19 protein-coding genes are annotated in these 24,081 nt (G+C 64.4%); 9 read left to right on the forward strand and 10 right to left on the reverse strand.

The annotated features are described in order from the left end of the window. The first annotated feature begins 174 nt into the window (after positions 1–174). A complete protein-coding gene (locus PIN31009_RS26750) occupies positions 175–1,200 on the forward strand; it encodes an alpha/beta hydrolase family protein (protein WP_150792070.1) in 1,026 nt (341 codons plus the stop codon). A 7-nt stretch (positions 1,201–1,207) separates the two neighbouring features. Next, entirely contained in the window at positions 1,208–2,725 is a 1,518-nt protein-coding gene (locus PIN31009_RS26755) for an MATE family efflux transporter (RefSeq protein WP_150792071.1), read from the forward strand. A gap of 77 nt (positions 2,726–2,802) precedes the next feature. Here PIN31009_RS26755 and PIN31009_RS26760 read toward each other — a convergent pair whose 3' ends face one another. Further along, positions 2,803–3,708 (reverse strand): LysR substrate-binding domain-containing protein, encoded by a 906-nt coding sequence (locus PIN31009_RS26760; protein ID WP_150792072.1) that lies wholly within the window; start codon positions 3,706–3,708, stop codon positions 2,803–2,805. Between the two features lie 137 nt (positions 3,709–3,845). Between PIN31009_RS26760 and PIN31009_RS26765 the strand changes: the two genes are divergently transcribed. The 3 genes from PIN31009_RS26765 (at position 3,846) to mdoH (ending at position 9,121) form a co-directional block, all read left to right on the forward strand. Further along, on the forward strand, positions 3,846–4,514 hold the full coding sequence (locus PIN31009_RS26765) for a LysE family translocator (RefSeq protein ID WP_150792073.1): 669 nt from the start codon (positions 3,846–3,848) through the stop codon (positions 4,512–4,514). Positions 4,515–4,895: 381 nt separating this feature from the next. Next, the gene (locus PIN31009_RS26770; RefSeq protein ID WP_150792074.1) at positions 4,896–6,419 is read left to right on the forward strand and encodes a glucan biosynthesis protein G; all 1,524 of its coding nucleotides are present in this window, start codon (positions 4,896–4,898) and stop codon (positions 6,417–6,419) included. Between the two features lie 176 nt (positions 6,420–6,595). After that, positions 6,596–9,121: a glucans biosynthesis glucosyltransferase MdoH gene (gene mdoH / locus PIN31009_RS26775; protein WP_150792110.1), complete on the forward strand. Its 2,526-nt coding sequence runs from the start codon at positions 6,596–6,598 to the stop codon at positions 9,119–9,121. A 127-nt stretch (positions 9,122–9,248) separates the two neighbouring features. Here the strand turns inward: mdoH and PIN31009_RS26780 are convergent, their stop codons facing one another. After that, complete coding sequence (locus PIN31009_RS26780) at positions 9,249–10,010, reverse strand: peptidoglycan DD-metalloendopeptidase family protein (protein WP_246185880.1); 762 nt, start codon at positions 10,008–10,010, stop codon at positions 9,249–9,251. 540 nt (positions 10,011–10,550) lie between these two features. Here PIN31009_RS26780 and PIN31009_RS26785 point away from each other — a divergent pair. From PIN31009_RS26785 to PIN31009_RS26795, 3 genes are all read left to right on the forward strand, one after another. Continuing rightward, entirely contained in the window at positions 10,551–10,754 is a 204-nt protein-coding gene (locus PIN31009_RS26785; RefSeq protein ID WP_150686330.1) for a cold-shock protein, read from the forward strand. A 212-nt stretch (positions 10,755–10,966) separates the two neighbouring features. Further along, positions 10,967–11,602, forward strand: coding sequence for a LysE family translocator (locus PIN31009_RS26790; RefSeq protein WP_150792076.1), 636 nt, complete (start codon positions 10,967–10,969; stop codon positions 11,600–11,602). Between the two features lie 274 nt (positions 11,603–11,876). Beyond that, a complete protein-coding gene (locus tag PIN31009_RS26795) occupies positions 11,877–12,644 on the forward strand; it encodes a flagellar brake protein (RefSeq protein WP_058375975.1) in 768 nt (255 codons plus the stop codon). Positions 12,645–12,745: 101 nt separating this feature from the next. Here PIN31009_RS26795 and PIN31009_RS26800 read toward each other — a convergent pair whose 3' ends face one another. The 8 genes from PIN31009_RS26800 to PIN31009_RS26835 form a co-directional block, all read right to left on the reverse strand. Then, entirely contained in the window at positions 12,746–13,888 is a 1,143-nt protein-coding gene (locus PIN31009_RS26800; RefSeq protein ID WP_150792077.1) for a hypothetical protein, read from the reverse strand. A gap of 258 nt (positions 13,889–14,146) precedes the next feature. Further along, a complete protein-coding gene (locus PIN31009_RS26805; protein WP_150792078.1) occupies positions 14,147–15,496 on the reverse strand; it encodes a hemolysin family protein in 1,350 nt (449 codons plus the stop codon). Positions 15,497–15,695: 199 nt separating this feature from the next. Next, positions 15,696–16,619: a LysR family transcriptional regulator gene (locus tag PIN31009_RS26810; RefSeq protein ID WP_150792079.1), complete on the reverse strand. Its 924-nt coding sequence runs from the start codon at positions 16,617–16,619 to the stop codon at positions 15,696–15,698. A 62-nt stretch (positions 16,620–16,681) separates the two neighbouring features. Beyond that, positions 16,682–17,509, reverse strand: coding sequence for a dioxygenase family protein (locus PIN31009_RS26815; RefSeq protein ID WP_150792080.1), 828 nt, complete (start codon positions 17,507–17,509; stop codon positions 16,682–16,684). Positions 17,510–17,530: 21 nt separating this feature from the next. Continuing rightward, the gene (locus PIN31009_RS26820; protein WP_087722618.1) at positions 17,531–17,944 is read right to left on the reverse strand and encodes a DoxX family protein; all 414 of its coding nucleotides are present in this window, start codon (positions 17,942–17,944) and stop codon (positions 17,531–17,533) included. Positions 17,945–18,182: 238 nt separating this feature from the next. Then, entirely contained in the window at positions 18,183–19,436 is a 1,254-nt protein-coding gene (gene glcF / locus PIN31009_RS26825; protein WP_150686337.1) for a glycolate oxidase subunit GlcF, read from the reverse strand. Between the two features lie 6 nt (positions 19,437–19,442). Beyond that, complete coding sequence (glcE, locus tag PIN31009_RS26830) at positions 19,443–20,519, reverse strand: glycolate oxidase subunit GlcE (protein ID WP_246185887.1); 1,077 nt, start codon at positions 20,517–20,519, stop codon at positions 19,443–19,445. An 83-nt stretch (positions 20,520–20,602) separates the two neighbouring features. Then, positions 20,603–22,258, reverse strand: coding sequence for an FAD-linked oxidase C-terminal domain-containing protein (locus PIN31009_RS26835; protein ID WP_246185881.1), 1,656 nt, complete (start codon positions 22,256–22,258; stop codon positions 20,603–20,605). Between the two features lie 308 nt (positions 22,259–22,566). On the opposite strand from PIN31009_RS26835, the gene PIN31009_RS26840 reads away from it, so the two are divergent. Beyond that, positions 22,567–23,406: a FadR/GntR family transcriptional regulator gene (locus tag PIN31009_RS26840; protein ID WP_174997414.1), complete on the forward strand. Its 840-nt coding sequence runs from the start codon at positions 22,567–22,569 to the stop codon at positions 23,404–23,406. Positions 23,407–24,081: the final 675 nt, after the last annotated feature.

Here is a 24,081-nt window from a genome sequence, read left to right on the forward strand (position 1 = left end):
ACGCCTCGCACGCGTTGCGCACGCGAGACATGCATCCGACACGCAAAAATCATGCGAGCCCCGCCGCAATTCACGCTAAGATGGCCCATCGTGTGATGCCGCAGCAGGACTTCGGCGCGAGACCGGTGTCCTGACTTTGCACTTCCAGAAATCAGGGGAGAACGGATGCTCGGAATGGCGCGCTGGACAGTGGGACGACCGCTCGGGACGATGCTCGGCGCGCTCGCCTTGTTCGGCGTCTGCGCACTGAGCACCGCCGTTCTGTTTCCCTCGACCGCCACGGCCGCCGATACCTCAATCGTCGGCAAGCTTTTCCCGAAAGCAGCCTCCGCGCCTTCTGCGGCTTCGTCTCCTTCCGCCGCTTCTTCAGCTTCCGCCGCAAGTTCCGCTACCGCTACGCCTTCGTCGGCCGCCACCGGCACCGATCAACGCGTATTGCGCAGCGATGGCGCGAATGTCATGTTGCATGTCTTCCGTCCCAGCGTGGCGTGCAACGGACTCGCCGTGCTGAGTCCCGGCGCGGGCGACGACCGTGACGCGCTGGCGTGGCTTGGCCGCGCACTCTCGCAATACGGCTGGCTCGCCATCACCATGGCGCATAAGGAAGACAACGGCCGCGACGCGTTGCGTGATCGCGTGCGAAGCGGCGGCATGCGCGACGGTTCGCTGGCGCTTCCTACGGATCCCGAAGTGTATGACGACCGTCTCGAAGACACGGGCGCCGCACTGCGCTGGGGACGCTCCCAATGCCGCACCGGCCCCAGCGTTTTCTTCGGGCACGCGGCCGGGGCCGCGACGGTGATGTTCGAGGCCGGCGCAAAGAACAAACTCGGGCTCGACAGCGACGACCGTTTCGACGGCTACGTGGTGCTCTCGCCGCAAGGGCCCGGGCCGATCTTTCCGGCCGGGGCATGGCATGACATCCGCAAGCCCATGCTGCTGGTCACGGGCACGCGCGACGCGCCGCTTGACGGCAAGTGGCAGGAGCGCACCACGCCTTATGCCGATCTGCCGCCGGGCTGCCACTGGCTTGCCGTGGTCGACGGTGCCACGCACTACAACTTTGCGGGCTTCGGCTACGGACATCCCGACATCGAGGCGAAGGTACTGCCGCTAATCGAGCGCTTTCTCGACAACCTGCGCGCGCACCGATGCGCGGTGCCGACACCGGCGGCGGGCGTGAAGCTCGACACAAAGTAGGGCACCCATGGCCGAACAAGACCTCACCCGCGGACCGATCGGCAAAACCCTCTTCTGGTTCTCACTGCCGGTGCTGGGCAGCAACGTGCTCCAGTCGCTCAACGCGTCGATCAACGCGATGTGGATCGGCCACTATCTGGGCGAGTCGGCGCTCACTGCGGCGTCGAACGCCAACATCCTGCTGTTCTTCCTGCTCGGCGTCGTGTTTGGCATCAGCATGGCCAACACCATTCTCATCGGCCAGTCGATCGGCGCGAAGAATCACGTGCTCACGCAGCGCATCGTCGGCACGAGTGCGACGTTCTTCGTACTGATGTCCTCGGCGGTGGCGGTGTTCGGCTATATCTTCACGCCGGAGCTGCTGAACGCGCTGGGCACACCGAGCGACGCCCGTGCGTTTGCGGTCGCCTATCTGCGCATCATCTTCGTGGCGCTGCCGGTGATGTACTTCTACAACTTCGTGATGATGGCGTTGCGCGGCGCGGGCGACGCGCGCACGCCGTTCCGCTTCATGCTGCTCTCGGCCGGGCTGGATGTGGTGCTTAACCCATTGCTGATTTTCGGCTGGGGGCCGGTGCCGCCGTTAGGCATCGCGGGGTCGGCCGGAGCCACGCTTATCGCCCAGACGGTGAGTCTCGCGGCGCTGCTCTATACGCTTTACCGCCGGCGCGATCCGCTGTGGCTGCCGCGCAAGGACTGGCGGTATCTGCGCATCGACCCGGGGCTGCTGCGGTTGATCGTCATCAAAGGGCTGCCGATGGGTTTGCAAATGGTAGTGATCTCGTCGTCGGCGATGGTGATGATGGGTTTCGTCAACGGTTACGGCTCGCAGACGACGGCGGCGTACGGCGTGGCGTCGCAGTTGTGGACGTACGTGCAGATGCCGGCGCTGGCCATCGGTGCCGGCGTCTCGTCGATGACGGCGCAGAACGTGGGCGCAGGGTTATGGGACCGGGTTTCGCGCATCGGGCGCGTCGGCGTCGGGTTGAATTTCGTGATGACGGGCACGCTGGTGGTGGCCATCCTGCTGTTCAACCGCCAGTTCATGAATGCGTTTCTGCCTGACGATGGCTACGCGATTTCGGTGGCGCAGCACATCAACGCCGTGGTGGCGTGGTCGTTCGTGCTGTTCGGCGTGACGATCGTGTTGTTCGGGGTGGTGCGTGCGACCGGGGCGGTCACGGCACCGCTGGTGATCCTGTTCGTGTCGCAATGGGTGATCCGGCTGCCGTTTGCGTGGCAGTTGCAGAAGTCGTGGGGTGCCGAGGCGATCTGGTGGAGTTTCCCGCTGGGGTTTGGGGTGTCGCTGGTGATGGCGCTCATCTATTACAAGTGGGGCAACTGGCGCGGCGTGAGGATGTTGCCGCGTTCCGCCCCGCCAGCGGTAGCGCAATCGGCCGACGCCGCGAGTGCCGCCGCCGGGCCGTCACCCGTGCCGGTGCCGCCGGTCGGTAGTGGAGGCGGTGGCGGCGGGCTGCCGAAGCCCGCCAGTCATGGTGAAGGCGAGCGCGACCCTCGCGAGTGAGTTTCGATTCACACGGCTTCGAACCAAACTGTTTAGATCCACACTGCTGCTATCCACACTGCTGCTATCCACGCTGCCTATATCCACAATGCGGCAGACTCGGCCATGGCGCTTCGCAACCACGTCAACAAGGCGTGCGTAGCGGGATTCGCGTCGAACGATTCGCGGGCGAGGGCCACATAGGCCGAGCCATCGCGCACGAAGCCGTGCGGTGCAACGAGGCGTCCGGCGCGCAGTTCGTCGCTCACCATGTACACCGAACCGATGGCCGCGCCCAAGCCCGCGCCTGCCGCCTGCAAACTCAGATAAAAGTGTTCGAAGGGCGGTATCGGGCTACCGGCGGCCCGCGCGCCGTAACGCCCGGATGCCGGCGCATGGCCTTCGGCTTTCATCGCCCGCTGCCAGTCGTGCCATGCCTGTGGCCGCGTGCGCGTGTGCAACGGTGTCGGGTGTGGTGTCTCGAAGGTGGCTGGCAGGCCCACCGGGCCGATCCACTCGTCGGCGAGCGGTTCGGCCGCGAGTGAATGTCCCCAGAAGAAATCATTGCGCCGGATGGCGACGTCCACGCCCGCGCTCGCCAGATCGATCGGCCCGCCGGCCGAATGCAGATGCAGCGCGATGTCGGGATGCGCTTGCGCAAATGCGCCCAGACGCGGAATCAGCCACCGCATGGCCAGCGTCGGTTCGCACGAGACTACCAGCGTGCGCGAGGCCGCGACCGGTCGCAGGTTCGCCACCGTCTGCGCCAGTTGCTCGAACATCTGGCGCGTCGTGGCGTGCAGACGCTCGCCCGCAGGCGTGAGAAAGACGGCCCGGTTGCGGCGCTCGAACAGCGGCAGGCCGAGCGCATCTTCGAGCGTGCGTATCTGGCGGCTGACCGCGCCGTGCGTCACGAACAACCGTTGCGCCGCCCGGGCGAAGCTCAACTCGGTGGCGGCGACGTCGAAGACTTGCAGCGCGTGCAGGGGCAGGGGACGGTCCATACGTGAGAAATTATCACGTATCGACGTGAGAAAGGATCGTTTTTCACGGCTGCGAAGGTCCGGCAAAATTTAACTCACTGGGCTTCGATGACACTGCCGTGGGGGCGGTCTCCGGCTCAGATCCGTGAGTTCTCATCATGCAAGAGTTGTTGGCCGTCATGACAATCACCGTGCTGGCCGTCATCAGCCCGGGCGCCGATTTCGCCATGGTCACGCGCGCGAGCTGGCAGCATGGCCGCCGCGCCGGGTTATGGGCGGCACTCGGTATCGCGGCGGGCGTGCAGGTGCATGTCTTCTACACGCTGATAGGCGTCGGCCTGCTGATGACGCGGCTGCCGTGGCTGTTCTCCACCGTCAAATGGATCGGGGCGGCCTATCTGATCTATATCGGCTGGCGCACCCTGCGAGATCGCTCGCCCGTGGCGGATGCCACACAAGAAAGCCCGCAAGGCGGCGCGGCACCGGCCGATGGGGCGTCTGGGGGTTTGCCGTCGCCGGCGGCCACACACGGGCAATGGCGCGCTTTCCGGACCGGTTTTTTCACCAATACGTTGAATCCGAAGACCACCTTGTTCGTCGTGAGCACGTTCACGCAGGTCGTCCATGCCGGCACGAGTTGGAAGGTGGGGGTGGCCTATGGGGCGTTCATGTCGCTCGCGCACTGGGCGTGGTTCAGCCTCGTGGCGCTGGGCTTCTCGGCCGGGTGGATGCGCGCGGCCATGGTCCGCCGCCAGCACGCCGTGCGCCGGACCATCGGCGGCGCGTTGATGGCGCTGGGCGGATTGCTCGCGTTCGCCAATCGGTGACGAACGCAGGGAAGTCGCAACATCGGTGGCGTGGCGCGGGGATATCGCATCGGGAACGCCGCGACAGGGCGAGTAAACGAGCGAAGAAAGCGGCGAAGAAGCGCTGAAGAAGGGATGAAAACCGTACATAAACCGTAAAAATCGGCTCGATTTTCATATAAGTCACAAATGGTCACAAATTAGTGACCCCGCTGAATCGGCGACGGCGCGGACGATTGGGGTGATGTGAGTGCCCGCTTCGAAGGTTTTGCCGGTGCGGCTTTGGTCAATCGGCAAATGAACGGGTAAAATTGCGCGTTCAGCGCACGCTGGCTACGGCCGGTACGCGCGTTACACGCTACCCCACTGCCGATGGAATTCCTGCCAAATACGGTTTCCCGCATGATTTCCCACCGTGCCCTGCGTCTGGCGCTTGCCGGCATGCTCAGTGTCTGCGCGCTGGTCTCGGGCGCGGCGCACGCTTTCTCGTTCGACGATGTGGCCAAGCAGGCCCGCACGCTCGCGAACGGCCGCTACAAGCCGACCGATCAGAACCTGCCCAAAGACCTTCAGAATCTGACGTACGACCGCTATCGCGGCATCCGCTTCAAGCCCGAGAAGGCCTTGTGGCGCGCGCAGAAGCTGCCGTTCGAGCTGATGTTCTTCCACGAAGGCTCGTATTACGACCGGCCGGTCAAGATCAATGAACTGATCGGCAATAGCGTGCGCGAAGTGCGCTACACCCCCGATCAGTTCGATTTCGGCACGGTGAAAGTCGATCCGAAGCAATTGCGCGGGTTGGGCTACGCGGGCTTTCGCATTCACTATGCGGTGAACACGCCCAAGTACAAGGACGAGGTCATGGTGTTCCTCGGCGCGAGCTACTTCCGCGCTTTGGGTAAGAACCAGACCTATGGCCTCTCGGCGCGCGGGCTGGCGCTCGACACCGCACTCAATTCCGGCGAAGAATTCCCGCGCTTCACCGAGTTCTGGATTCAGCGTCCGGCGCCGGGTGCCAAGGACCTGACGATCTTCGCGCTGCTCGATTCGCCGCGCGCGACGGGCGCGTATCGCTTCACGCTGCGCCCGGGTGTCGATACGACCGTGGACGTGAAGGCCGAGTTGTTCCTGCGCGAGAACGTGACCAAGCTGGGACTGGCACCGCTCACCAGCATGTATTTCTTCGGCGAGAATCAGCCGGCGCCGGTGCCGGACTATCGCCCGGAAGTGCACGACTCCGATGGCCTGTCGATTCAGTCGGGCACGGGCGAATGGATCTGGCGTCCGCTGGTCAATCCGAAGCGTTTGCTGGTGTCGTCGTTCTCGCTGTCGAACCCGGCCGGCTTCGGTCTGTTGCAGCGTGATCGCGATTTCAGCAGCTATCAGGATCTGGAAGATCACTACGAGTCGCGCCCGAGCGCGTGGGTCGAGCCCAAGGGCAAGTGGGGGCAGGGCCGCGTGGAGCTGGTGCAGATTCCGACGCCCGACGAAACGAACGATAATATCGTCGCGTATTGGGTGCCGGATGCGCCGCCCAAGCCCAAGCAGCCTTATGCGTTCGAGTACAAGCTGTCGTGGCAGAAAGATAACGACAAGCGCCCGCCGATGGCGTGGGTGACACAAAGCCGGCGTGGGCATGGCTACCGGGGAAAACCAGACGATAGTCAGCTGTTCGCGATCGATTTCGAGGGACCGGCGTTCAAGAAACTGGCGGACGACGCGAAAGTCGAAGGCAATGTCACGACCGACGCCAACGGCAAGATCCTCGAAGTACAGACGCAGCGCAATGACGTCACGGGAGGCTATCGCGTCATGCTCCGCATGCGCCGCCTCGATTCCGAGAAACCCGTCGAAATGCGCGCTTATCTGCGCAACGGCAGCAATACCCTATCCGAAACGTGGAGCTACCTGTTACCCCCCGAGTGAGCGATCGCTCCGATATCCCGGTCGACGAGCTATACGTCGACCGGCTGCCCCTGCCCGCCGAAAAGCGCCGTGCATTGCTGGCTCAGGCCCAGCGTGACGGCGGCGATTCGCTCGATGTGCTGACCCGTATCCAGCGCCTGCTCGCCGCGCGTATTGCGAACGGTGATGAGGTTGCGGTGGTGCCGCCGAGTGATGTTGCGGCGGACATTGAGGACGTTGCGGGCATTGAGGGCACGCAAGCCACCGATGCCGATGAGAGCGACGCCGTGAGCACGCCAGCGCAAGACGCTGCCGGCACGCAGGCGGTTGCCTCACCGGCAGGCGTGCTGTCGGCCGCGCAGATCATCGATCCGGCGGCGTGGCATGTGCCCGATATCGCCGAAATCGAATCCGACAGCGATGCCGTGCTGGCTTCGCAACCCGCGCGTCTTTCGCTCACGGAAGGCGGTTCGCTGGCGGCTGCCGCAGGCCTGAACGAAGTGCGTGGTGTCGAGACGCTGCGCATTGCGCCGCCGGTGCGCCGCACGTCGCTCGTGCCGCGTCCTTGGTCGCTCAATCCGCTGGGACGTCTCTGGCGTGCCATCGCGGGCCGTAAAGATCCCGATCCGCTGGTGCGCGATGCGCCCGATCCGAAGGGCCGTTGGTCGCAGGCGGGACGTCGCCGCCGCTGGACGCTGCTTGCGCTGATGATCGCGCAGACGGCGCTCGCCACGCACTTTATGGCGTCGGTGCTGCCGTATCACGGGGCCGATCCGCTCGAATTCTCGGTACTTGCGCTGTTCGTGCTGTTGTTCGGCTGGGTGTCGGCGGGCTTCTGGACGGCCATCTTCGGCTTCTTCGTTCTGCTGGTCGGTGGCGAGCGCCACATGATCTCGAAGATGGCGGCCGGCGATGCGCCGATTGCCCCCGATGCGCGCACGGCGATCGTGATGCCGATCTGCAACGAGGACGTTGGCCGCGTGTTCGCGGGCCTGCGCGCGACGTACGAATCGCTCGCGAAGACCGATTCGCTGGACCGCTTCGACTTCTTCATCTTGTCGGATTCGAACGAGGCCGATAACTGTACGGCCGAGGTCGATGCGTGGCAGGCGCTGTGCCGCGAAGTCGGTGGCTTCGGCCGCATCTTCTATCGCCGGCGTCAGCGCCGGGTGAAGCGCAAGAGCGGCAATCTCGATGACTTCTGCCGTCGCTGGGGCAGCGATTACCGCTACATGATCGTGCTCGATGCCGACAGTGTGATGAGCGGTGAATGCCTGACCAAGCTCGCGCGCATGATGGAAGCGCACCCGAGTGCCGGGTTGATCCAGACGGCGCCGCTGGCCGCCGGGCGTGAGACGTTCTATGCGCGCTTGCAGCAGTTTGCGGGGCGCGTGTACGGTCCGCTGTTTACCGCCGGGCTGCATTACTGGCAGTTGGGCGAGTCGCACTACTGGGGCCACAACGCCATCATCCGTCTCAAGCCGTTCATGGAGCATTGCGCGCTCGCCCCGTTGCCGGGCAAGGGCGCGTTGTCGGGCGCGATTCTCTCGCACGACTTCGTCGAGGCGGCGCTCATGCGCCGTGCCGGCTGGGGCGTATGGATTGCCTACGACCTGCCGGGCAGCTACGAAGAAATGCCGCCCAACCTGCTCGATGAACTCAAGCGCGACCGCCGCTGGTGTCAGGGCAACCTGATGAACTTCCGGCTGTTCCTCGCCGAAGGCATGCACCCGGTGCACCGCGCCGTGTTCGTGACGGGGGCGATGGCTTATGTCTCCGCGCCGCTGTGGTTTGTGTTCCTGATTCTCTCGACATGCCTGTTGGCCAAGCACACGCTCGTCGTGCCGGAGTACTTCACGGCGCCGCGCCAGCTCTTCCCGGTCTGGCCGGAGTGGCATCCCGAGCGGGCGGTGGCGCTGTTCTCCGCGACGGCCACGCTGCTCTTTCTGCCGAAGATTCTGGCGGTGCTGCTGATCTGGGTGAAGGGCGCGAAGCGGTTCGGCGGCTGGTTCGCGGTGATGGTGAGCATGTTCATCGAACTCGTGTTTTCCGCCGTGCTGGCGCCGGTGCGCATGTTGTTCCACACACAGTTCGTGCTGGCCGCGCTCACGGGGATCGCCATTCAATGGAAATCGCCGCCGCGTGAAGACGCCGAGACACATTGGGGCGAAGCGATTCGCCGCCACGGTCTGCAAACGATCATCGGCATGGGGTGGGGCGGGTTGGTGTACTGGCTCAATCCCGATTTCATCTGGTGGCTCATGCCGATCGTCGGCTCGATGATGATTTCGATTCCGGTGTCGGTGTTTTCTAGCCGGGTGTCGCTGGGACGCGGGCTGAAGCGGGTGAGGCTGTTCCTGATTCCGGAAGAGTCGTGGCCGCCGAAAGAGCTGCGCATGACGGAGAAGTACACCGACGAGGCGCGCTCGTACGTGAACTTCGTGGATGCGGTGGTCGATCCGATGGCCAATGCACTGGTGGCCGCGAGTGTGGCGCCGACGCACGACGATCCGAAGCACGACACGATTCGCGCCGGGCGCGTCGAGACGGCGTTGCTCAAGGGGCCGGCGAAGCTGACGAACACGCAGAAGTGGGAGTTGCTCAACGATCCGCGCGGACTGGCGGCGTTGCATTTGCTGGTGTGGAGCGATCCGCGCGCGCATCGCGACTGGCGTGACGCGCGTGCCAATGGGCTGTCGCAGGGGTTTCTGGCGTCGGCCTGAGTGGGCTGAGCGGGTCGCTCTGAAGTGACGAGGTTAAGAACAAAGGGCTGAGTCCTGTCTTACACAGGTCTCAGCCCTTTTGTTTTGGTGCGAGCGCAGTGAGTGCTGGAGCGCTGGTGACTCGCGATCAGCGTGACGGCAGGAAGTCGCGCGGATTGAATGGCGTGCCCTTCTGGCGCACTTCGAAGTGCAGCTTGACGGTGCCGTGCGAGTCGGTGTCGCCCATTTCGGCAATCTTCTGGCCCTTGGTCACCGCCGCACCTTCCTTAACCAGCACGGCGCGGTTGTGGGCATAGGCCGTCAGATAGCCGTTGTCGTGCTGCACCATCACCAAGTTGCCGTACCCCCGCAAGCCGCTGCCGGCGTACACCACCTTGCCCGCGGCTGCCGCGTAGACCGGGTCGCCCGACTTGCCGCCGATATCGACACCCTTGTTGCTGCTGCCGTTGAAGTTCGACAGCACCGGGCCGTCGGCGGGCCAGATCATCGGAATCTTGTTGGTGGCGGTGCGCGGTGCGACCGGCGCCGGTGCCGCCTTGGGGGCAGGCTGGGCCTTCGGACGCGGTTTGGCGGCGCTCCCGGACGATGCGCCGCCCGATGCCGCCGCTGCCGGGGCAGTGGACGCGCCGGGCGGCGGCACGACGCGCAGCACCTGACCCACTTCGATCTTGTCGGGATCGGTCAGGCCGTTCCAGCGCACCAGATCGGCCGTGCTGGCGTTGTTGGCGCGGGCAATGCCGTAGAGGGTGTCGCCGGAGGCAACGCGGTAGCTGCCTGCGGGGACCGGGCCATACGTCGGCGAGCCCGCACAAGCGGCCAGCGTGGCGCACACGGCCAGACTGACGGCATGCGCACGCCAGCGGGACCAGCTAATACGCCAATTCGACAATTTGCGAACCGCATAAATATCGCGGTTGTTACACAAATCGATGGGGTGAGGCGACGCGGCAAGCGGCGTCGGCACTTCGGGTTGCAACCGGGGCGGTCGCACGAGGTGAGTAGGCTCCATCCGTTGGCAGGTTAGGGCCCAGAGGCGGTCGCGAGGCACAGCAGGCAAGGCTGAGCGGGGAGGCCGAAAGTTGCCTGAAGATCACTTCTGGCAGCACGAAAGACGGGTCCGGGTGCGCGGCGACGGCATGAGCACGGTGCAAAACGCCCATTGTACGGGCTGCGAGACCCTCTCTGATCGTCGATCAACGCGCAAATTCCCTGCTATATACGAGAAACTGTTACTTAATATGCAGCATATTCCCAGTTGACAAGCGTGCCTTTGCCACGTATAAAACCAATTGCAGATTGTCAAGCCGCGAAGTTGTTGTCAGACGTAGTTTTCCTGCTTCTCGCTGGTTTCTAGTCCTTCATTTTCCCTTGATTGTCAGCGCTGGAGGGGTCATGTCGACCCCAGGCATTATGTTTATTAGGAAAAAACATGGAAACCGGTATTGTTAAGTGGTTCAACGACGCTAAGGGCTTCGGCTTCATCACCCCGGACGCAGGCGGTGAAGATCTCTTCGCTCACTTCTCGGAAGTGCGTGCAGAAGGTTTCAAGACGCTGCAAGAAAACCAACGCGTTCAGTTCGAAGTGAAGACTGGCCCGAAGGGCAAGCAAGCTGCGAACATCAAGCCGCTGTAATAGCACTTGATACGTATTCGTGAGTATCCCCGGTAACGGGGGCGCTCAACGGAAAGAACAGGCTCGATGACGAAAGTCATCGAGCCTGTTTGTTTTTCTGGACCGTCGATCGTCACTGAAACGCGCAGGACGTGCACGCGAACGATGCCACCGCAGCGGTTCGACGCTACAATGCCTGATCGTAATGTGTGACGCATTTTTCCGAGGCAATCATGAGCCTGCAAACGTGGTGGCTGTACGTGGTCACCGTCTTCTTCGTGTCGGCAACGCCGGGCCCGAACATGCTGCTCGTCATGACGCATGGCGCGCGCCACGGATTGCGCCCCGCCGCCGGAACGATGGCCGGCTGCATGACTGCACTCATCGCCATGATGTCGATTTCGGCCGCCGGTCTCGGCGCCGTGCTCAAGGCGTGGCCGATGGTGTTCGACACGCTGCGCTATGCCGGCGCCGCCTATCTCATCTATCTCGGCTACAAAAGCTGGCGCTCACCGGTCGATACCCGTGACGCTGCCAGTCTGGGTGCCTCCGCCGTCGCGGAAGATTCCAGCTTCAGCAAGCTTTTCAAATCCGGCTTTCTGGTCGCAGCAAGCAACCCGAAGGCGATTCTGTTCGCTGCCGCATTCCTGCCGCAGTTCATCGACCCGGTCGCGGCCAAGCTGCCGCAGTTCTCGATCTTGCTCGGCACGTTCGCCGTCATCGAGATGAGCTGGTATCTGGTGTACGCCACGGGCGGTCTGCGCATTGCACCGTATCTGCGCGAAGCGCGCGTGCTCAAGGCCTTCAACCGGATCAGCGGTGGCGTGTTCATGGGGTTTGGCGCGCTGATGGCTGCGGTGCATCGCTAAGCCGGTTCGGCTGCGGAACCGCAGAATGCAGGTGTGGTGAGGGTGCTTTCGGGCACCCAAGTGCGGCGGATGGGTACGGGGAGCAGTATGCCCACACGCCAATGCACTCAATATTTCCGGGCGATGGCCGTTAATCACGTGATGCCACGTGACGTTCCGTCGAGTGCCGTGGAGTCCGTCTCGCCGCCGTAAGGCCGAGTCGCCCGGCCCAGTCGCCCAAGGCTTAATTCGTACGGCTTGTGCGGTCGTATCGGGGAAAAATAGAAGATCAGGTATGGAAACGACAGAACCGCAGCTGACGCCGCCGCCCACCGACGACGAGTCGCAACTGCACGACTCGTATCGCATCAGCAATCCGCTTGAAATCGGGGGCGTCTTGCGTCACCTGGCCACGCGTGGCGACTTCATGACGGTGTATTTCGCCAACGGGCAACGCCAGCTCGTCACCCGGCTGCTCAAGGTGGAACCGCAAGCCCGCGGCTTCTACTTCGACTGGGGTGGCGTGGAGACGGAAAACCGCGCACTGCTCGCCAACAAGCGCGCGCTGTTCGTCGGGGTGCCCGAAGGCATTCAGGTGCATTTTCCGATCGGCGACATCGAAGAGCGCGAGTACGAAGGCTACCCGGCGTTCTATGCGTCGTATCCGGAATCGCTCGTGCGCTTGCAGCGCCGCGATTATTTCCGCGTGAAGACGCCGATCCTCGATCCGTACCAATGCACGGTCAAGTTCCCGGAAGACGCGCCGCTGCGTCTGAACGTGTTCGATCTGTCGCTCGGTGGTTTGGGGCTGCGCACGCGCGCTGAAGTGGCCGCAGAGATTCCGAAGGGCTCGATGCTCATGCACGCCGAGGTCGAACTGCGCGACTACGGTACGGTGCAGGTCGATCTCGAGGTGTGCAACCTGCGCACCGTACCGCTGCCGAAGGACGTGGAATATCACATCGGCTGCCGCTATATCGCGCTCTCGCGCACGGCTGAATCGCGTCTGCAAAAACTCATCACCCAACTCGAACTGAACCGCAAGGCGTTCGCACGCGCCTGACGGCGCGTTGTTCGGATCAGTGATTCCGACGAGGCCCGGTCAGCGGCCTCGTCGTTCAAATTCCCTTTCGCTTTGCACGTGACGCTGGTCGGCGATGTTCGCTACACCGGCGCGTGAATCCGCAACGCCGGAATAGCATGCAGCAGCCGCAACAGGTCGGCTTGCCGGCGGCACCCCGTCTTGTCGAAGACGTGGCGCAACTGCGTTCTCGCCGTGTTGATCGCCACCTTGGCGTCCTGCGCGTACTGCGTCAATTCCGTCCCCTCTGCCAACGCCAGCGCCAGACGTGCCTCGGCAGGCGACAGCCCAAACAACACCTTCAGCGTGTAAGGGCTCAACGACACGCGCCGGTCCAGCTCGCCGATGGTGAGCATGGTCATCGGGCGCTGCCACGGCGCAGCGCACGCGTGAGACTCGCGCAACGGCAGCGCGGTCACGACCCAGTGCCGCTGATTCTCGCCGTGCAGACGATGGCTGCCCGCCACCGGCATCGGTGCCGTGGCCTGCGCGATCAGGCGCCGCAGCGCCCGCTCGTCGTTCGGCAACAAGGCGCCGAACTTGCCGCTGCGGATCGCGATGTTGCGCGTCTCACCCAGCAACTGGTGCGCTGCCGCGTTCAGATAGTGGGCGTGCGCGGTGTCGTCGGTGATGATGACGGCGAGTTCCAACTGATCGAGCACGGCCATGCCCATCGCGGCCTGCGCTTGCAGATGCCGCGTGCCCGCGCGCAGGCGGGCGGCACGCGCGAGATGCTGCGTCAGAATTTCGAGTTCGGGGTCGGCGTCTTCAAACGGGACATGATCAGGCGAGCGCAAGATCGCCAGCAACTCGCTGGTGCCGTCGGCGCCTTCGAGATGCAGGCCGTACGTGTAACGCACGCCGTTGGGAATCAGGAATTCGTTGAATAGTTCGCTGCGTGCGACGTAGCGGTCGCTCAGGTGATGGTGGCAACGCATCGCGTGGCCGATGGGCTGGCGCAGCATCAGACTCACGCGTGGATCGGACGGCGCGAGCTTTTCCAGAAATTCGCGGATGACTTCCGGCGAGGTTTCCAGTGTGTGCGAGTCGCGTGTGGCGCAGTGGCGTGAGCGATCCCAAGTGACCGAGTGGAAACCCATGCCTCCCACCCACCGATTGATGCCGCGCAGTGCCTCGTCCCAGCGCGCTTCGTCGAGCACCCCGTCGTAGCAGGTGCCGATCAACGCGTCGAGCGTCAACTTCCCCGTGTTCCCCGTGTCGTCCACTTCGGGACTCCCCTGGCCGCAGCCCCAGCCGTACGGCTACGCTCGTCACGCGTATAACAAGCTTAACGAGCCTGACGTACGCAATACCCCCGCAACGCATGCCTTCCTCGATCGGGATTTGGCACTTATAGAGCGTAGTCTGTCGGGGGGCGTGGCGGGCATCAATCAGGCATCACCCGCCCGTTGTTGCACCGCCACATTCGGGGAAATCGGCAGGCCCGGGCCGCGTGTCACGGCTGTCAGGGCTGTCAGGGGCCGTCAGGCGGCGTCCGAGGCCTTGTCGCGGGCATCGCCCGCGCTACCGGCTTCGCGCACCCCATCGGGGTACACACGCACGAGCACGATACGCGGGCCTTGCATCTTCTTGACGACGACCGAGAAGCCATCGAAGTCGATTTTCTGACCTTCGCGCGGCAGGTAGGCGAGGGTGTCCATGATCAGGCCACCCACCGATTCGGCGTGTTCGCTGGGGATATCCAGCCCCAGCGCGCGCTCGAGTGTCAGGATCGGCAGGCTGCCGCGCCCGATAAGCGTGCCGTCTTCCATGCGCGTCCAGTCGTCTTCCGTTTGACGGAATTCGTCGCGAATCTTGCCGACGAGTGCCGAGAGCAGGTTGTCGAGCGTAAGGAAGCCGATCGGTTTCTGGTCGGGCCATCCGACGATGGCAAAGTGCGGCGCACCCCGGCGAAAACGCTGGAACAGCTCGCGCGCGGGCATGTCCGGCTTCACGCGCTCGACCGGGCGCGCCATGCTGCCCAAGTCGGCAATCGACTGACCATGATGTTCGGCGAGGAACAAGTCTTTCAGGTGAATCACGCCGAGCACGGTCTCGCCGTCGTTGTCGAAGAACGGATAGCGGCTGTAGCGGTGACGGTACGCCGTGTCCATGTTCTCGGTGAACGTCGCGTCGCGTCGGAACGCTGCCACTTCGCTCATCGGACGCATCAGGTCGGACACGGTCAGATCGCTAAAGTCGATGGCGTAGGCCACCACGTTCCAGTCGTCGCGCGAGAGCTTTTCACTTGCCGCGCCGCCACGCACGATCAGTTTGATTTCGTCGGCAGAGTAGTGCGCTTCGGCACCGTGCGACGGATCGAGACCCATCCAGCGCAGCAGGCGGTTGGCACTGTGATTCAGCACCCAGATCGCCGGGTACATCATCCAGTAGAAGCCGTAGAGCGGCGCAGCGGTCCAGACCGAGACGGCTTCCGGCATGCGCAGCGCCATCGACTTCGGCGCGAGTTCGCCCACGACGATGTGCAGATACGAGATCGTGAAGAACGCGATGAAGAACGCCAGCCCGTGAATCAGCTCGGGCGAGGTGACGCCAATGGCGGCGAACAACGGCGTGAGGACGCGCGCGAAAGCCGGCTCGCCGATCCAGCCCAAGCCGAGCGAGGCGAGGGTGATGCCGAGTTGGCACGCAGAGAGGTAGGTGTCGAGTTGGCCGTGAACCTTGGCCAGCACACGCCCGCGCCAACCGCGTTGGCGGGCAATGATGTGAACGCGCGTCTGGCGCAGTTTGACGAGGCCGAATTCCGCCGCCACGAAAAAGCCGTTAAGAAACACCAGCAGGATCGCAGCGACGATCAGTAAGAAGTTTTCCAAAATATCCGAGTTAAGACGACAGGCTCGACAGTATAAGTGACATTTGCAATGGACAATAAATATCCGCGGAGTTCCCGTGTTTTGCCGGGTGATTCTAGGTGATTCGCGGGGCTTTCGCAGGGGATGCCAGCAAGTTGCCGTGATCCCGGGCGGGGCCGCGTGTCGGGCGTCAGCGGGGTGACGGCGGGGCGGCGGCGGGCTACGTTTCGGTGCGGGTGCGGTCGATCGCGCGCCAGCCCGGCATGGCGAAGGCTTCGACGAGGAAGTCGATGAGCGCGCGCACTTTGGCGCTCAAGTATTTGCGCGTCGGGTAGACGGCGTAAATGCCGGTCTCGCCCTGTGTGTACTCGGGCAGAAACTCGATGAGCCGGCCGTCGCGCAGCGCGTCCTGCACGAGGAAAGCCGGTTGCAGAATCACCCCCGCGCCCGCTTCAGCCGCCGCGAGGCAGGTGTCGCCGTTGTCGGCGATCAGCCGGGCATGCGTTCGCACGGAAACCGGTCCGTCGGGGCCGTCGAAGCGCCACTCGCGACGATGTGAAAAGTAGCTGTAGCCGACGGTTTCGTGATGGGCGAGCTCGCTCGGGTGCTGCGGCGTGCCGTGCTGCGAGAGATAGTCCGGTGACGCGCAGAGCACCATGCGGGTGCCGGCCAACCGGCGATGCACGAGCGACGAGTCAGGCAGCCGCGTGATGCGGATGGCCAGATCGTAGCCCTCTTCGACGATGTCGATCAGACGGTCGCTGAGCGTGATATCGAGCGAAACCTGCGGGTGTTGGGCCAGAAACGTCGGCCATAGCGGCGCCAGATGGAGCACGCCGAAGGTGTGTGGCGCGTTGATGCGCAGCGGCCCGGCGGGCTGGCCGTCCTGTTCGCCGGCCATGGCGTCGGCTTCGTCGAGTTCGGAGAGAATCTGGCGGCAACGCTCCACGTAGCGCTGCCCGGGCTCGGTGAGCGACAGGCGGCGCGTCGTGCGTTGCAGCAGCCGCGTGCCCAGCCGCGCTTCGAGATCGGCGACGTAACGCGAGATGGCCGTCTTCGAGATGCCGAGCGCGGCGGCCGCCTTCACGAAGCTGCCTGACTCGACCACGGCGATGAAACACTCGATCTCGCGCAGTTTATTCATGCCGGGGCGGGGCTCCTGAAGGTGACGGACCGATCGGTGGGTCGGTCGGCGAACGTTGACCGCTATTGTGCCAGTGCCGTGACCTTTGCGAGTGACGGGGCGGCATTGCCGAACGCGAAGGCGTCCATGCGCAGCGCGCCATAGGTCGCTCCGGTATCGAAATGCGTTTGCTTTGCCGCATTGTCGGCAGCACCCAGTGCCATGTAGAGCGGCAACAGATGCTCGTCGGTCGGATGGGCGCGCTCGGCATGCGGGGCGCGGGCCCGATAGTCGAACAAGGCGTCGAGATCCATGGCGGCGAGATGCTCGGTGAACCACGCGACGAATTCGGCCAAGTACGGGGCTTCTGCACGGTCCTCGGAGGGCGCGCGAAACACTTCGTGCAGGTTATGCGTGAAGCTCCCGGAAGCGACGATCAGCACGCCATCCTGCGCGAGCGGGGCCAACAGCTGGCCGACGCGGTAGTGGTACTCGGGGCGCATTTGCCGTTGCAGCGACAACTGCGTGACGGGCACGTCGGCATCGGGAAACAGATAGCGCAACGGCACCCACGCGCCATGATCGAGACCCCATTGATCGTCGGTCGTGGCGGGCAGTTCGGCGGCGCGCAGCATCTGCACGGTGCGCTCGGCGAGGGCCGGGGCGCCGGCGGCCGGGTATTGCAGGCCGTACAGTTCGCGCGGGAAGCCCCCGAAATCGTGGATGGTGCGTTGTTGCGCGAGATTCCCGACGCGCGGGGTCGGCGTCGACCAGTGCGGCGAGATCACGAGAATCTCACGCGGACGCGGGACTGCACGGCCCAGCGCCGTCAACAACGGGCCGGTGCGACCGGGTTCGAGCGCAAGCAGTGGCGAACCGTGGGAGACGAACAGCGTGGGCAGGGCAGACATGACGATTTCTCCAGCAATGAATTACGCGGTGCGGGTGCGAGCGGCCGAACGAACCGACCAGGCGCCGTCACCCAGCAGTGCCACCACGAGCAGCGCGACCAGCCAGAACGCGGGGAATTCCCAGCCACCGCCCTTGTTGGTGAACGCCCAGCCGTTGTGACCGTGCACGCTCACGATGGTGCCGAGCATCAGCGCGGCGAGGGGCAGGGCAGCCCAGCGGGCATAAAAACCGGTGATCAGCATCAGGCCGCCGACGAGTTCGAGTGCCATCGTGACATACGCCAGAAAAGGCGGCAGACCCAGCGAGCCGAAGAACCCGACAAACCCGGGGATCGTGAACACGAACACTTTCAGCGACAGGTGGGCGAGGAACAGAATGCCCAGCGAAACGCGCAGCAACAGCGCGGCATACGGGGCGGTTTTGGTATCGATCATGACAGGCTCCAGCGAGGGAATCGGTTGTTGTTCAGTGCAACGTTTGGCTTGTCAGCACGAAACTGTGCTGACTTAGCCCCGATTCTAGGGAGCGCGATCGTCCAGATAAACGGGCGCGGCCGGGATTGATTGTCCCTGCTGTAGGGATAATGGCCGGCCGGCCGTGGAAGTTGTGGTGAGGCTGCCGGTCAAATCGGCAGCCTCAGGGCGATATCAGAGGGATGGGGTCAGACAGCCATCACTGGGCCGGCGTCATCATCCGGTCGATTAACTCGATCCAGTGCTGCACCGGCGCGTGGTCGCGCGAATGTTCGCCCTTGGCGGTCGCCTGCAAATGGCAGATGCAGCCCACGTTGGCCGACACCACCAGCTCCGGGTCGAGGGCGTCGAGCGACTTCCACTTGGCGTCGCGCAGTTGATGCGAGAGCACCGGCTGCGTCACCGAATAGGTCCCCGCCGAGCCACAGCAAATGTGGCTGTCCTGCGGCAGCATCACGTTCACGCCGACTTGCGCGAGCAGCTTCTCCACCACGCCCTTGAGTTGCTGGCCGTGCTGCAACGTGCACGGCGGGTGATAGGCGATCTTGCCCGTCTTCCGGTTCGGCATGCGACGTTGTAACGCTTCCACGTTATCGAGCATGACTTCCGACAGATCGCGCGCCAACTCGGAGACACGCTGCGCCTTGCCCGCGTATTGCGCGTCGTGGCGCAGCAGGTGGCCGTACTCCTTGATCGTCGCGCCGCAGCCCGACGCGTTGATCACGATGGCCTCGGCACCCGCTTCGATCTCTGGCCACCACGCGTCGATGTTGCGACGGGCGTCGTCGAGCCCATCGTCGTGATAGTTCAGATGCAGACGAATCGCGCCGCAACAACCGGCCGACGACGGACGGACCATCTCGATGCCGAGCGCGTCGAGGACTCGCGCGGTCGCTTTGTTGACGTTCGGCAGCATGGCGGGTTGCACGCAGCCTTCGAGCATCAGCATGCGGCGCGCGTGTTTGCCCTGCGGCCAACTGCCCGAGCGCTGACGGTGCGGCACCTTCTCGCGCAGCGACCGGGGGAGCAGCGTGCGGAATTGCTGACCCAGCCGCAGCGCCGGCGAAAACAGCGCGCGATTGGGCAGCACGTGGGCGAGCGTCCAGCGCAGGGCGCGCTCACCCGCGGGGCGGCCGACTTTGGCGTCGACGTGGCGGCGGCCGATCTCGGCCAGACGCCCGTATTGCACGCCCGACGGGCAGGTCGATTCGCAACTGCGGCAGGTGAGGCAGCGGTCCAGATGGCGCTGCGTTTCGCGCGTCACGGGCTGGCCTTCGACCATCTGTTTGATGAGGTAGATACGCCCGCGCGGGCCATCGAGTTCGTCGCCCAGCAACTGGTAAGTCGGGCACGTGGCCGTGCAAAAGCCGCAATGCACGCATTTGCGAAGAATGGCTTCGGCTTCGTCGCCATCCGGTGTGTGGCGGAGGAATTCTGCGAGGTTCGTTTGCATCGTCTTTTAGCAGTACAGCCGGTGGCGGTTGAAGATGCGGCTCGGATCGAAAGCTTGCTGCAAGCGCTCGCCGATGGCTTGTATTGCGGCCGGTTGTGCGGTGAACACACCGGCCGACTTGTCGCCGTGGCGGAACAGCGTAGCATGCCCGCCCGCCGCTGCGGCAATGGCGCGCACTTCGGTGGCGCTGCGCGGCGTAATCCACCACCGCTGCGCGCCGCCCCATTCGATCAGATGTTCTTCGCCATGCGCGAGCTCCGGCGTGGTCGGCGGCACCGACAAACGCCAGAGCGCTTCGCCCTCGGCACCGATCGGCGAGCGCGCGAAGAACGGGTGCGTCTGTTCGCGCAGCGATTGCCAGAAGTGCTGCGCGTCGATCACGTCGATCAGTTCGCCGCCCATGGCCGTGCGCGCGGCATCGATGGCGGCCGCTGCGCCGCCCAGACGCACGCTGAGCACGCCGTCATGCCACGCCGAACCCATCAGCGGCAGCGGCTGGCCGCCCCAGCGATTGAGCTGGTCGATGGCCTGCGCTTGCGGCATGGCATAGCGCAACGTGGCTTCGGCCACCGGTTGCGGCAGCACCTTGATCGAGAGTTCGAGCAGCACGCCAAGCGTGCCGAGTGCACCGGCGAGCACGCGCGAGACGTCGTAGCCGGCCACGTTCTTCATGACCTGTCCGCCGAAGTGCAACACCTGTCCTTGTCCGTTCATGACCACCGCGCCCAGCACGAAGTCGCGCGGTGCGCCCACGTGCGGGCGGCGAGGGCCTGCCAGACCGGCGGCGATGCAACCGCCCAGTGTCGCGCCCGGGCCGAAGTGCGGCGGCTCGAAGGGCAGGATCTGCCCCTTCTCTGCGAGCGCGGCTTCGATGTCGGCGAGCGGCGTACCGGCGCGCGCGGTGATGACGAGTTCGGCCGGGTCGTACGAGACGATGCCCGCGTACGCGCGCATGTCGAGCGATTCGCCCGACGGCGGCTGACCGTACCAGCGCTTGGTGTTGCCGCCGTGGATGTCGAGCGGCGTGCCGGCGGCAGTGGCCGCGACCACGCGCGCGCGGATGGCGTCGAGTGTCTGGGCCACGGGGTGAGCGGCTTGTGCGTCTGGTGTGTGCGATGCGCTCGATGTTGCAGACGCGAGCGGGGAAGTCGTAGGGGCCTGTGACATCAGAACCTCGGCAAATCAGGGTGCGGCAGCAGGCCGTTACGCACGTGCATCTTGCCGTACTCGGCACAGCGCGCGCGTGTGGGGATCGCCTTGTCGGCGTTGAGCAGCCCGGCGGGGTCAAAGGCCCGCTTGATCGCGAAGAACGCATCGCGCTCTTCCGGCGAGAACTGCACGCACATGGAGTTGATCTTTTCGATACCCACGCCGTGCTCGCCGGTGACGGTGCCACCGAGCTCGACGCAGGCTTCGAGAATGTCGCTGCCGAACGCTTCGGCGCGATGCCACTCATCGAGGTCGTTGCCGTTGAACAGAATCAGCGGATGCATGTTGCCGTCGCCCGCATGGAATACGTTGATGCAGCGCAGGCCGTATTGCACTTCCATCGCTTCGATGCGCTTGAGCAGCGTGCCGATCGTGCGGCGCGGAATCGTGCCGTCCATGCAGTAATAGTCGGGCGAGATGCGGCCCGCCGCAGGGAAGGCGTTCTTGCGCCCCGACCAAAATCGCAGGCGTTCGGCTTCGGAGGTCGACACTTGAATGCGCGTCGCACCCGAAGCGCGAAGCACGGCAGAGACGCGTGCGATTTCTTCGGCGACTTCTTCGGCCGTGCCGTCGGATTCGCTCAGCAGGATGGCCGCAGCGTTCAGGTCGTAGCCCGCATGGACGAACTCTTCGACGGCCTGCGTCGCGGGTTTGTCCATCATTTCGAGACCCGCCGGGATGATGCCCGCGGCAATGATCGCGGCCACGGCGTTGCCGCCGGCTTCCACGTCGTCGAAGCTGGCCATGACGACTTGCGCCACTTGCGGTTTCGGCACGAGCTTGACGGTGATCTCGGTCACGACGCAGAACATGCCTTCGCTGCCGATGAATACAGAAAGCAGATCGAGGCCGGGCGAATCGAGCGCGTGCGAGCCGAATTCGACCACGTCGCCATCCATCGTCACGGCACGCACGCGCAATACGTTGTGCACGGTCAGGCCGTATTTCAGGCAGTGCACACCGCCGGAGTTCTCCGAGACATTGCCGCCGATCGTGCAGGCGATCTGCGAGGAGGGATCGGGGGCGTAGTACAGGCCGTAAGGTGCGGCCGCTTCCGACACTGCAAGGTTGCGTACGCCGGGTTGCACGGTGGCGGTACGCGCGTACGCGTCGACGTCGAGAATGCGTTTGAACTTCGCCAGCGAGAGCACGATGCCGTCGGTAATCGGCATGGCGCCGCCCGACAATCCGGTGCCCGCACCACGCGGGACGACAGGCACCTGATGCTCGCGACAGGCACGCAGAATGCGGCAGACCTGAGCTTCGTCCGTCGGCAGGACGACCGCCAGCGGCAGGCGGCGGTAGGCCGCCAGACCGTCGCACTCATAGGGCGTGATCTGTTCGCGGTCGGTGAGCCACAGGGCGTCCGGGACGGCGGCGCGCAAGGCCGCGAGTCTGGCAGCACGCTGGTGCTCGTCGACCGGCGGGAAGGCAGGTTCGGCCGGCACGGTTGGCAAGGTTGCCAGCCCGGCGGCGTTGGCGGCGTCGGCAGTGTCGGCGAAGTCGTCGATATCGCCGATGTCGGTCGGGGGCGTGTCGCGGCGCAGGGCGTCCGGCGCCACAAGTCCGGCCGCGGCGGGCGGACTGCGTGTCGGTTGCGGATTCGAAGCCATGGGCGTCTCGTGCTCGAAGGGTCGTTGACGGTTATTATGTTTTATCTGGTCTACTGGTAGACTGGTCGACCAGTTGTCCGATGACGTCATCCTAAAGGGAATGGTCTTATTCCGACTACCGGGTTAACCCTTGATTTGAGGGCAATTCCTAGCCGATCGCTTAGGAGGCGCTAAAGGATCGCTAAGGGAGGAGGTCCGGGGCGGCGCTGGCCTGCCCGGGCGGGAGCGCCATCCTGTATCGTTGCGTCTCTGAGTATTTTTCGTCGAGAACCCCAGCCGACATGTCGTCTACCGAGCCGTCTCTGCCTATGTCCTCGCCTACGTCCGCTGCCCCTGCCAGCGATATTCCGGGTGCCGTCGCCAGCTTTGTGCCGGTCACGCCGCCGCCGCGTCTGCGGCTGTCCGACATGGTCTACGAGCAACTGGAGACGATGGTCGTCGAAGGGCGCTTGGCCCCCGGTTCGGCATTGCCATCCGAGCGCGATCTGGCCCAACAGATGGGCGTATCGCGGCCCTCGTTGCGCGAAGCGCTGCTGCGGCTGGAGTCGCGCGGCCTGATCGTCGGACGCGCCGGTGGCGGTTATCTGGTCGCCAATGCCAGCCAGCCACTGCTCGCCGAACCGCTCTCGCAACTGATGTCGCGCCACAGCAAGACGGTCGACGACGTGCTGGAAATGCGGGAAGTGCTCGAGGCCAAGGCCGTCGAGCTGGCGGCCGAGCGCGCCACGCCCGAGGACATCGCACGGCTGGCGCAGGCGCTTGAGGCACTGGAGGCGGCGTATGCGGCCGGGCGTGATGAACGTGATGGACGTGATGGCCTTGACGGTCAGGACGGCGACACCCGTGGCGCGTCGTTGCTGACCCGGGTGCCCGAGCTCGACGCCCATTTCCATCTGGCCCTTGCGGAAGCCACCCATAACCTCGTGCTGGTTCATCTGATGCACGCGATCTTCGAATTGCTGCGCGGCTCGGTCGTGGACAACTACCGCGCCATCGTCGGTCACGGCGCCGATCTGGCCGAACTGATCGATCAGCATCGCCGCATCTTCAACGCCGTGGCGTCGCACGACGCCGCCAGCGCGCAGCGCTCGCTGCGCGAACACCTCGCTTTCATCCGCGACAACTCGGGCGACACCGGCGCTGTCTGACCGACCGGCGGGTGGCGCGGCTGATGACCGTCGCTGCCAACCGTCGCTGCAAACCGTCGCCGGCCAAACCAAACGAGCGTCATCCGCACGCTCGCGTCCCCTGTCAAAACGTCATCGTTTTCCCTGACCTTGCGCTGCCCGGCACTACGCTGCGGCAACGCAGGGTCACGCGTCTCAGTCCCCCTGTCACCCCACACCCGTAAGGCTGCCGTGCATTTCACGGTTATCGAGCGCTCACCTCGCATGCGTGGATAACCCGCCTTTGTGCGTCGACCGGCACCCGGATGCGGGCGCTCTCGGGTTGACAGTGGTTCAGGCATCGACTACTTTTGGAACCATAAAAATACTTAATTCGATATATTGAATCTTGTATATCAGATTCAATTTGTCGGAGCGGCCACCTGAGTTTCGCGAAGAATCCGAGGGAATCCGGATTGCCGCGAGACCTTCCGGAGTGAACCGGAAGGCGTTGGACAGGCCGCGGCACAAGTCGGAGACACAAGTTGGGTAAGCACACCTTTCCTTTCGGGCAGCCTGAGTGCGGCGTTTGCACCGCGCTGGCTGTCCAGTCGTATCCGTCGCCCATGTCCTCACGATGGCTGTGGGGCACCCGGCGGTCCTCATCTCCCTGCCGCCTGTTGCGGGCAGGCGATTCGGCGATCACGCGTCCGCGAG

It is taken from the genome of Pandoraea iniqua, assembly GCF_902459685.1.
GTDB classification, from domain to species: Bacteria; Pseudomonadota; Gammaproteobacteria; order Burkholderiales; family Burkholderiaceae; genus Pandoraea; species Pandoraea iniqua.

Coding starts and splice junctions, on each gene's coding strand:
- PIN31009_RS26795 (WP_058375975.1), top strand. CDS start 11,877: ATGGAAACGACAGAACCGCAGCTGACGCCGCCGCCCACCGACGACGAG.
- PIN31009_RS26820 (WP_087722618.1), bottom strand. CDS start 17,944: ATGATCGATACCAAAACCGCCCCGTATGCCGCGCTGTTGCTGCGCGTT.
- PIN31009_RS26810 (WP_150792079.1), bottom strand. CDS start 16,619: ATGAATAAACTGCGCGAGATCGAGTGTTTCATCGCCGTGGTCGAGTCA.
- PIN31009_RS26785 (WP_150686330.1), top strand. CDS start 10,551: ATGGAAACCGGTATTGTTAAGTGGTTCAACGACGCTAAGGGCTTCGGC.
- PIN31009_RS26840 (WP_174997414.1), top strand. CDS start 22,567: ATGTCCTCGCCTACGTCCGCTGCCCCTGCCAGCGATATTCCGGGTGCC.
- PIN31009_RS26770 (WP_150792074.1), top strand. CDS start 4,896: ATGATTTCCCACCGTGCCCTGCGTCTGGCGCTTGCCGGCATGCTCAGT.
- PIN31009_RS26755 (WP_150792071.1), top strand. CDS start 1,208: ATGGCCGAACAAGACCTCACCCGCGGACCGATCGGCAAAACCCTCTTC.
- glcF (WP_150686337.1), bottom strand. CDS start 19,436: ATGCAAACGAACCTCGCAGAATTCCTCCGCCACACACCGGATGGCGAC.
- PIN31009_RS26760 (WP_150792072.1), bottom strand. CDS start 3,708: ATGGACCGTCCCCTGCCCCTGCACGCGCTGCAAGTCTTCGACGTCGCC.
- PIN31009_RS26815 (WP_150792080.1), bottom strand. CDS start 17,509: ATGTCTGCCCTGCCCACGCTGTTCGTCTCCCACGGTTCGCCACTGCTT.
- PIN31009_RS26765 (WP_150792073.1), top strand. CDS start 3,846: ATGCAAGAGTTGTTGGCCGTCATGACAATCACCGTGCTGGCCGTCATC.
- PIN31009_RS26790 (WP_150792076.1), top strand. CDS start 10,967: ATGAGCCTGCAAACGTGGTGGCTGTACGTGGTCACCGTCTTCTTCGTG.
- PIN31009_RS26835 (WP_246185881.1), bottom strand. CDS start 22,258: ATGGCTTCGAATCCGCAACCGACACGCAGTCCGCCCGCCGCGGCCGGA.
- PIN31009_RS26750 (WP_150792070.1), top strand. CDS start 175: ATGGCGCGCTGGACAGTGGGACGACCGCTCGGGACGATGCTCGGCGCG.